The 7,865-nt window shown below is 45.2% G+C and carries 5 protein-coding genes and 1 tRNA gene; 2 read left to right on the top strand and 4 right to left on the bottom strand.

Annotated elements, in window-relative coordinates; translation table 11 throughout:
• Positions 1-85 precede the first annotated feature (85 nt).
• Positions 86-176 (top strand) — tRNA-Ser (locus IJ23_RS21075).
• A 705-nt stretch (positions 177-881) separates the two neighbouring features.
• On the opposite strand, the gene IJ23_RS21070 is transcribed toward IJ23_RS21075, so the two are convergent.
• The 4 genes from IJ23_RS21070 to hemC are packed head-to-tail and all read right to left on the bottom strand — an operon-like array spanning position 882 to position 4,961.
• Positions 882-2,063: a heme biosynthesis protein HemY gene (locus IJ23_RS21070; RefSeq protein WP_005383375.1), complete on the bottom strand. Its 1,182-nt coding sequence runs from the start codon at positions 2,061-2,063 to the stop codon at positions 882-884.
• Positions 2,063-3,274, bottom strand: a complete 1,212-nt coding sequence (locus tag IJ23_RS21065) for a uroporphyrinogen-III C-methyltransferase (protein WP_005378751.1) — start codon at positions 3,272-3,274, stop codon at positions 2,063-2,065. Before IJ23_RS21065 ends, IJ23_RS21070 begins: the two co-directional genes overlap by 1 nt.
• A gap of 17 nt (positions 3,275-3,291) precedes the next feature.
• Positions 3,292-4,020 carry a uroporphyrinogen-III synthase gene (locus IJ23_RS21060; RefSeq protein ID WP_005383386.1) on the bottom strand — a complete coding sequence of 243 codons (729 nt, stop codon included), beginning with the start codon at positions 4,018-4,020 and terminating at the stop codon, positions 3,292-3,294.
• 2 nt (positions 4,021-4,022) lie between these two features.
• Positions 4,023-4,961, bottom strand: a complete 939-nt coding sequence (gene hemC / locus IJ23_RS21055; RefSeq protein ID WP_033907277.1) for a hydroxymethylbilane synthase — start codon at positions 4,959-4,961, stop codon at positions 4,023-4,025.
• A 346-nt stretch (positions 4,962-5,307) separates the two neighbouring features.
• Here hemC and IJ23_RS21050 point away from each other — a divergent pair, with 346 nt between their 5' ends.
• A complete protein-coding gene (locus IJ23_RS21050; protein ID WP_005378748.1) occupies positions 5,308-7,836 on the top strand; it encodes a class I adenylate cyclase in 2,529 nt (842 codons plus the stop codon).
• Positions 7,837-7,865: the final 29 nt, after the last annotated feature.

The following is a 7,865-nucleotide window of genomic DNA, read 5'->3' as shown; positions in this document are numbered from 1 at the left end:
AGGACATCGCCAGGCTTTAAATATCGTTATTTGCATAGACAAGTAACAACATCATCAGTGTACTAATCTGTTGATGACAATTTGTGGAGAGATGGCTGAGTGGTTGAAAGCACCGGTCTTGAAAACCGGCATACGTTAATAGCGTATCTAGGGTTCAAATCCCTATCTCTCCGCCACTAATAAGAAGCCTCGCTAGAAATAGCGAGGCTTTTTTCATTTCCGCACATCTTTATTACTCTATCTGTGCTTGCCAAAAATCAATTCCATATGCGATCTACTTTTGGACTAAGTAACATCGGTATCGGTATCGGTATCGGTATCGGTATCGGTATTGGTATTGGTTGTGACGTTTTGATTTTTGCTAAGAAGTGCAGTTGCCTCTAAAGCTGTTCATCCTCATCACTGCATGCTGTCCCGATAAGGTTGTTGGAGATGCTTTGTTAAGGTGTTGAACCATCTATTGCCTTATCGTTCTCTTAAAGCACTACCATTGCTTCTCTAGCCCCTTTTACCGGATAGACCGAACAAATAAGCATACTCAAATAGCCACTGTTTCACTGATGTATCTTTTTGTTTTACTCAGTCTAGCGACGCGTGTGCTCTATTGCCTAAATCTAGCTACGTCTTAAAACCATACATCAACAGGCTAAAGTTACGTATTCCTGCATTTTTTAAAATTGTTTTGGATTCTGCTGGAATGACAGGATCAGAGTAGTCAAAGAGAAGAGGAAAGTGAAACGATAGTGAGTTGCTAGGAAGTTGAGAACTACTTGGGAGCCAATGAATTGGATAAACATATTGATGACTAAGGACTGAAGGGTTAATAGCAGGCAATAAAAAAGCCGACAGGTAAGCTGTCGGCTTGGTTAGGTCATCTTAAGTTAGTCATTCTGTACGAGCGTGAGAGCTTTACGAGAGACTTCGTGAGCAGCTTTGGTTAGATTTTGCTTCTCTAGTGTGTCTGCTAGGAATGCATAGTCAGAGACGTCAGAGCGAAGCTTTAAGGCGATCTCAAAGTGATCCTGGGCTTCTTGCCACTTCTCTTGACGGAAATAGAAGTGCGCTAATGCGCTATGGGCAGCGGCGTTATCCGGTTCTTTCTTCACTACTCCCTCTAAGAAGACCACGACAGGGTGGGTATCTGGCAGATTTAGATCTGGCAGTAGTTGATAAAGCTCTGGGGCTGGTTGTTTTTTTAATGCTTCTTTTAGCACGGTAAAGGCTTCTGCATCAGCTTTTCGTGTGATGAGTTCTCGAGCAAAACAGGCAACGAGGTGTGTGTCTTGTTTCACTTTACGTGAGAGGCTATTCCAATGGGAGATTAGCCCTTCGCTACCCTGTTGCTGCGCTACTTCATGGAGTAAGCCGCACTGCGCCTTTTGAATCAGCTCTGCATGTTCTTCGTCCGAGATGAGTTTTGCTTTGGTTAGTTGTGGCAAGAGGTCAATAAGAGGTTGCCACAACTTTAGCTGCATGTACGTTGTTTTCAGCAAGTTCAATACAATAGAGTTACTCGCATACTGACTTTTTAACGATTGCAAGGTATCGAAAGCGGACTCGAACTCGTTGTCGCGGATAAATTGTTTCGCTCGAGTCAGCTCTACTGCGAGATGGGCATTCTCTTGTTGGCTCGCTAGCTCTAGATAGTGATCTCGTTTTGCTTTATCACCTTGACCTTGTGCGGCTTCAGAGGCAACTAAGTAGCAAAGCAGCGGCATATCGTGATGATTTGCCCAGCGAGTTACTTTTTTCTCAGCACCTTTCCAGTCACCTTCTAGAAGTTTAATAATGCCTTCATTGGTGTATCGGCGGGAATGGCGCATTTTGCGAACACTGAAGTAGTTCCATGTTGTAGAACTAGCATAAACTAACTTCTTAATCAGGTACTCAAGCAGAAAAAGACCTGCGAGTGCTGCGATAACGAAAACCACTAATGTCGTTACGCTCATCTCGATCGTTTTCTCGGCAATGGAGATGAGTACATAGCCTTGCTGACCAGAAAACTGGGTGCCAACAAATAGTCCTGCGCCTAGTACAACAAATAGGAAAATAAGACGAAACATTACTTATCCTCCATGCCTGTCATCGTTGTGACTTCACGACGTAGGCGTTCACGGATGACATCTGATAGTTGAGACTGACTTTGCAGTTTTGTTGGGTATTCCACTTGAATATTTTGCTGACTTAGCAGGTTAACCGTTTTGTTGAACTCTTTAACGGAATTATCGTCTTGGTTGAAGAAAGCTAATGCCCATTTGTCGGCTGTTTTTAGAGATGTGGTGTAAATTTCACCTTGTTCTTGGTACACCGCTTTTATTGCCGTTTCCAATTTGGCTTTGATGTTTTCTTTCAGGTAAAAGTGTTGCTCAGGAGAAAGCAGTGGAATGACGTTACCATCGCGCGTGCGGAAGGTAATGAAGTTTTCTGAAAAGTCCTTCAAAGAGGTCATTAAGTTATCTTGCCAGTTTGCGATATCTTCAGACACTTCAGTGTTTTCTACGGCTTCAGCTTCAGGTAGCAGTGCATTGGCGAGAGGGAGCTTGTCTACTTGCTGTTGCAGGGCAGTTAAGCGTAGTACCAATCCATCACGGTCAATTAGCGGGATAGTGCGAAGTTTGGTGATATCGTTTGCCATTGCTTTACGTAGTTTGACGAGACTAGGGTCATTCAGCGCTGCAATGCGTTGGTCTGCACTTTCCATCAGTTGAGTCGCGCTTTCTACATCGTGCTCTAAGAACAATTTACGGCCGGCTAATTTGACGAGGTAATCGGCTTCCGCCAATAGCCAGTCGTTTGGTCGACGACCTTTCACATCGGCAACGGCGAGCTGTAAGCTTTCAATGCTCTTCTGTTGCTGTCCAAGTACCACTTCCGCTTTGTGTGTCACGGTTGTTGCTTTCTCGATGGTTTCTTCTTGTACCCGGCTGAGCTCTTGCTTCATGGAAGCTTGAGTGCTTTCTAGCTGACTTTTTAGTTGGGCGATCTGCGCTTGGTAATCGGCTTGCTGTTGATGCAGCTTGTACGCGAGGCCACCGCCAAAAATAATCGATAAGATGATAGCGACCGTGCCTAGTTTGACACCGCGTTTACCTTGTTTTTCTTCAAACTCGACTTTGGTTGGCTCTGCTGTTTTTGGGGGCTCGGCCGCTTGTGGTTGCTCTTTTTTAAGGTCCGCATCCTGCTGCGATGTGGTTTTTTCGACTAGCGGTGCCGATGAGGTTTCTTCGGAAAGGTTTTTATCGTTATTTTTTTGGTCGTTATTTTTACTTGTCATGCCTATATCCTGTGTAGCTAGGGCTGGAGAGCCGCCAGTAATTCTTGGTTGGATGCGCTTCCCGTGCATCTCACGCGAGTGAACCCCCTTTGAATTGCGATGTCAGCGATACGCTGACTGGGGATATACAACTCTTGTTGATTAAGCCAAGTCAATTGCTCCGACGTCAATTGGCTGCACAAATAATCCAGTTGTTCACCACTGGTGACAATAATCTGGTTAATTTGTAGGTTTTTCCATAGTGAGATACAGCTTACTGGATCGAATGGGATGAATTCTCTCTTGTAAGTCTCACTATAGTGAACTTTTGCGCCACGCCTCACCAATGCATCTTTGATCAGCTCTCTTCCGCCGTTACCACGAAGGATAAGAACTTGTTGTTGTGCCACATTGTTGAGCTCTGGCAGTCGCAATAAGTGTTCACTATCACTGACTTGGGGATAGTGTACTTTCTGTTGGGTACATTTGCTTAAATAGTGTGCTGTTTTTTGACCAACGGCAAGGTAAATAGCTTGTTTCGGCCATGACATCCCGTTGCTGGCTAAGATTTGCTGTGCACATTGCACTGCATGTCGACTAACAGCGATAACAATTTGAGCTTGATGTAGATGTTTAGAGAGGTGCGTGTCCGTGAGATCGGCGACAATGTCGATCAGAGGATGGTGATATGCGGAAATGCCGTGCCTTTCGAGCAGAGAGCAAAGCGCGTTGCCTTGCTCTCCCGGCCGAGTGACCAACACTGCCATGGTTATTCGTGATCTGCGTACAGCTTAGTTAGGATTTCACGAGCGCCGTTATCTAGCAGCTCATTGGCTAGCTGCACTCCTAATGCTTCGCCATCTTTACGATGGCCACGAATTTCACCACGCACAATTTCGCTGCCATCTGGTTCGCCAACTAATGCGCGTAGCCAAATGTTGTCGCCGTCTAGCAGGGCATAGCTGCCGATAGGTACCTGACAGCCGCCTTCTAGCGTAAGGTTCATTGCGCGCTCACACAAAACGCGGTCTACGGTGTCTTGGTGGTTAAGTGGCTCAAGCAGCTTAAGCAGTCTTTCATCGTCAAGGCGGCACTCAATACCGACAGCACCTTGGCCTACCGCTGGTAGTGATTGCTCTGGTTCGATAAAGCTACGAATGCGTTCTTCAAGCTTCAATCGTTTGAGGCCAGCCGCAGCAAGAATGATTGCATCATACTCACCCGCATCTAACTTACCAAGGCGAGTGCCCACATTACCGCGAAGCTCTTTGATGATGATGTCCGGACGATATTCTTTCAGTTGGCATTGACGGCGCAAACTGCAAGTACCAACCACGGCACCTTGAGGGAGCTCATCAATGTGGCTATAGGTATTAGAGACGAAGGCATCACGAGGATCTTCACGCTCACAAATGGTCACGAGGCCAAGGCCTTCTGGGAAATCGACGGGTACGTCTTTCATTGAGTGAACGGCGAGGTCTGCGCGTCCTTCTAGCATCGCGACTTCAAGCTCTTTTACGAACAAGCCTTTGCCGCCAACTTTTGCTAGTGGTGTATCTAAAATCACGTCACCTTTGGTCACCATGGTTACTAACTCGACTTCCAAGCCAGGGTGAGCGGCTTGAAGGGCGTCTTTAACAAAGTAAGCTTGCCATAAAGCAAGAGGGCTTTTTCGAGTTGCAATGCGAATCGGTGTGGATTGTGTCATGATCTTCTCAATGCTGTTTGGATTTGGGTTTATCCTACCATTCTCATCAAGAAATGCTTACTGTTAGTTCGTTATCTCTGAAGGCTATGAATGGAATTACATGACGTTATGAAAATAGTGTGACTGGATTCTCAATTAGACTAAGGACTATTATTAGTAATAGGTAATAAGAGCGACACTACCGCGCGATTAATTTTGTGACTAAAGTATGGTTTTGTATCCAGAGTGATACGCGGGCGTGAAGCTTTACCCGCACCAATAAAAGTGTTAAATTGATCACGTTTTTAAACCATTTTGGTTTAAAACGTCAGCAGATTTTCGTGATTGTTCAACCAAGGAATTCCCCTTGCAGGCTTACACCCAAAAAATCATCCAGCGACTAGATAATTTGAATCAGCAGCGAGTTGATCGCGCGCTGGCGCTTATGGATTCGCAAAGCCAGCAAGTCTTCCATTTGATTCCTGCCTTGTTGAACTACAACCATCCTGTAATTCCTGGCTATTATGATGCCGATGTCCCTTTTGGTGTGCATGGGCTTGAACTAAATAGCATTCAGCAACAATTCATAGATGATATTCAACTTGCCATTGGTCAGCCGCTCAAGACGGTAGAAAAGCCCGCTATATTGGGTTTGTACACCATGGGCAGTACCTCCTCGATTGGTCAAAGTACTTCCAGTGATTTGGATATTTGGGTGTGTATCTCACCAGAGATGGATTGTGACGAACGCGAGTTATTGACCAATAAATGCTTACTCATCACGGATTGGGCACAAAGCAAAGGCGTGGAAGCGAACTTTTTCTTAATGGATAAAGAGCGCTTTAGAAGCAATCATTCTGAGGAGATGACAGGTGATAACTGTGGTTCATCTCAGCACTTACTTTTGCTAGATGAATTCTATCGTAGTGCGGTGCGTATTGCCGGACAGCGTTTGTTATGGCAAATCGTGCCGCCAGAAATGGAAGAGTGTTACGACGAGTACGTTTCTCAACTGTGCAGTGATGGTTACATCGACTGTAGTGAATGGATCGACTTTGGTAAATTGAACTGCATTCCTGCTGAAGAATACTTCGGCTCGAACTTGTGGCAGTTATACAAAAGCATCGACTCTCCCTACAAATCGGTATTAAAAGCCATCTTGCTAGAAGCTTACTCGTGGGAATACCCGCATACTCAATTGTTAAGTATCGACACTAAGCGTCGTTTCTTTGCCCATGAGCCTGACCTCTATGGCATGGATGCGTACTACTTAATGTTGGAAAAAGTAACCCGTTACTTAGAGCGAATTCAAGACGATACACGTTTGGATTTGGTGCGTCGCTGTTTCTATCTCAAAACCCATGAAAAACTATCTCGTGAGCCGAATATTGGCTCAGTAGCTTGGCGTCGTGAAGCACTGAGCGATATGATTGCAAAATGGAATTGGGATGCCAGTGTCGTTGCAGAGCTCGATGACCGCCGTAATTGGAAGGTTGAACAAGTAAAGGTGGTACATCATGCATTGCTGGATGCGTTGATGCAAAGCTACCGTAACTTGATTCAATTTGCGCGTCGTAACGACATCACTTCTGCTATCAGTCCGCAAGACATCAGTATTTTGGCCCGTAAACTCTACGCTGCTTTTGAAGTATTGCCGGGCAAAGTAACGTTACTAAACCCACAGATTTCACCTGATCTGCACGAGCCTGACTTGAGCTTTATCGAAGTGAAAAAAGGGGGGGTAAACAAGTCTGGTTGGTACCTCTATAAACAACCGCTTATTGCGCACCGCATTTTGGGGCAACCATATCTAGAGCATCATGAATACTTGAGTAAGTTGGTTGCTTGGGCATTCTTCAATGGCTTGATCACTGAATCGACTCGTTTACATGCCGTGGTACGTGAAGCGCAGCTAGATATTGATAAGTTTTACCAAATGGTGAGTGACTTACGAAATACTTTTGCGTTGCGTAAGCGTCGTCCATCTATGCAGGCGCTAGCGAGTCCTTGTGAAATAAGCCAGCTTGCGATGTTCATCAACTTCGAAAATGATCCGACGTCTGAACTTTCTGGTCGTTCGCTGAAAGTGGATGTTAAGAACACCGATATTTTTAGCTTTGGTCCAGAACATAAAAATTTAGTCGGCAGTGTTGACCTTGTTTACCGTAACTCTTGGCATGAAGTGCGTACGCTGCATTTCAAAGGGGAAACGGCGATGCTGGATGCACTGAAAACCATTTTGGGCAAAATGCACCAAGATGCGTTGCCACCAGAATCAGTGGATGTGTTCTGCTATGCGAAGAACATGCGTGGTGTGATGCGTAATATGGTTTACCAGCTTTTAGCTGAATGTATCGACTTACGCTTGAAACCAGTAGAGCAAGAGAAACGCCGCCGCTTTAAAGCGATGCGTCTTGGTAACCAGACTTATGGGTTGTTCTTTGAACGTCGTGGTGTGTCGGTGCAGAAGCTAGAAAATTCCATCGATTTCTACCGCAGCATTTCTACTAACAAACTCAAAGGCTCGCCGCTGTTAATGCTCGATCGTGAGCAAGAATATCAAATGCCGGAAGCGGTGGATGGGTTTGCCAGTGAAGGTCTGGTGCAGTTCTTCTTTGAAGATAACGAAGATGGCTTCAATATTTATGTGTTGGATGAGTCAAATCAAGTGGAAGTGTATCACCAATTTAGCGGCTCTAAAGATGAAATGATTTCGTCTGTAAACAGCTTCTACACGTCGGTAAAAGACGATAGTCGCGTCGCGTCTAAGTTTATTAACTTTAACCTGCCTCAGTACTATCAAATTATTCACCCTGAAGAGGGGAATGCGTATATCATTCCTTACCGTAATGACGGTTGTTCACCGAGTCGCCCGACCAAAACTGTGAACGCGTAATTAAACCCGTATCAATAAACAAAAAGAGC

This window comes from Vibrio sp. OY15 (assembly GCF_000742455.1).
GTDB lineage: Bacteria > Pseudomonadota > Gammaproteobacteria > Enterobacterales > Vibrionaceae > Vibrio > Vibrio alginolyticus.
The sequence above is the reverse complement of the archived record's forward strand: the minus strand, read 5'-3'. Positions and strand labels throughout refer to the sequence as shown.

Excerpts from the sequence above, each read along its gene's own strand:
- IJ23_RS21070 (WP_005383375.1), bottom strand. The coding sequence starts at position 2,063 with ATGTTTCGTCTTATTTTCCTATTTGTTGTACTAGGCGCAGGACTATTT.
- IJ23_RS21065 (WP_005378751.1), bottom strand. The coding sequence starts at position 3,274 with ATGACAAGTAAAAATAACGACCAAAAAAATAACGATAAAAACCTTTCC.
- IJ23_RS21060 (WP_005383386.1), bottom strand. The coding sequence starts at position 4,020 with ATGGCAGTGTTGGTCACTCGGCCGGGAGAGCAAGGCAACGCGCTTTGC.
- hemC (WP_033907277.1), bottom strand. The coding sequence starts at position 4,961 with ATGACACAATCCACACCGATTCGCATTGCAACTCGAAAAAGCCCTCTT.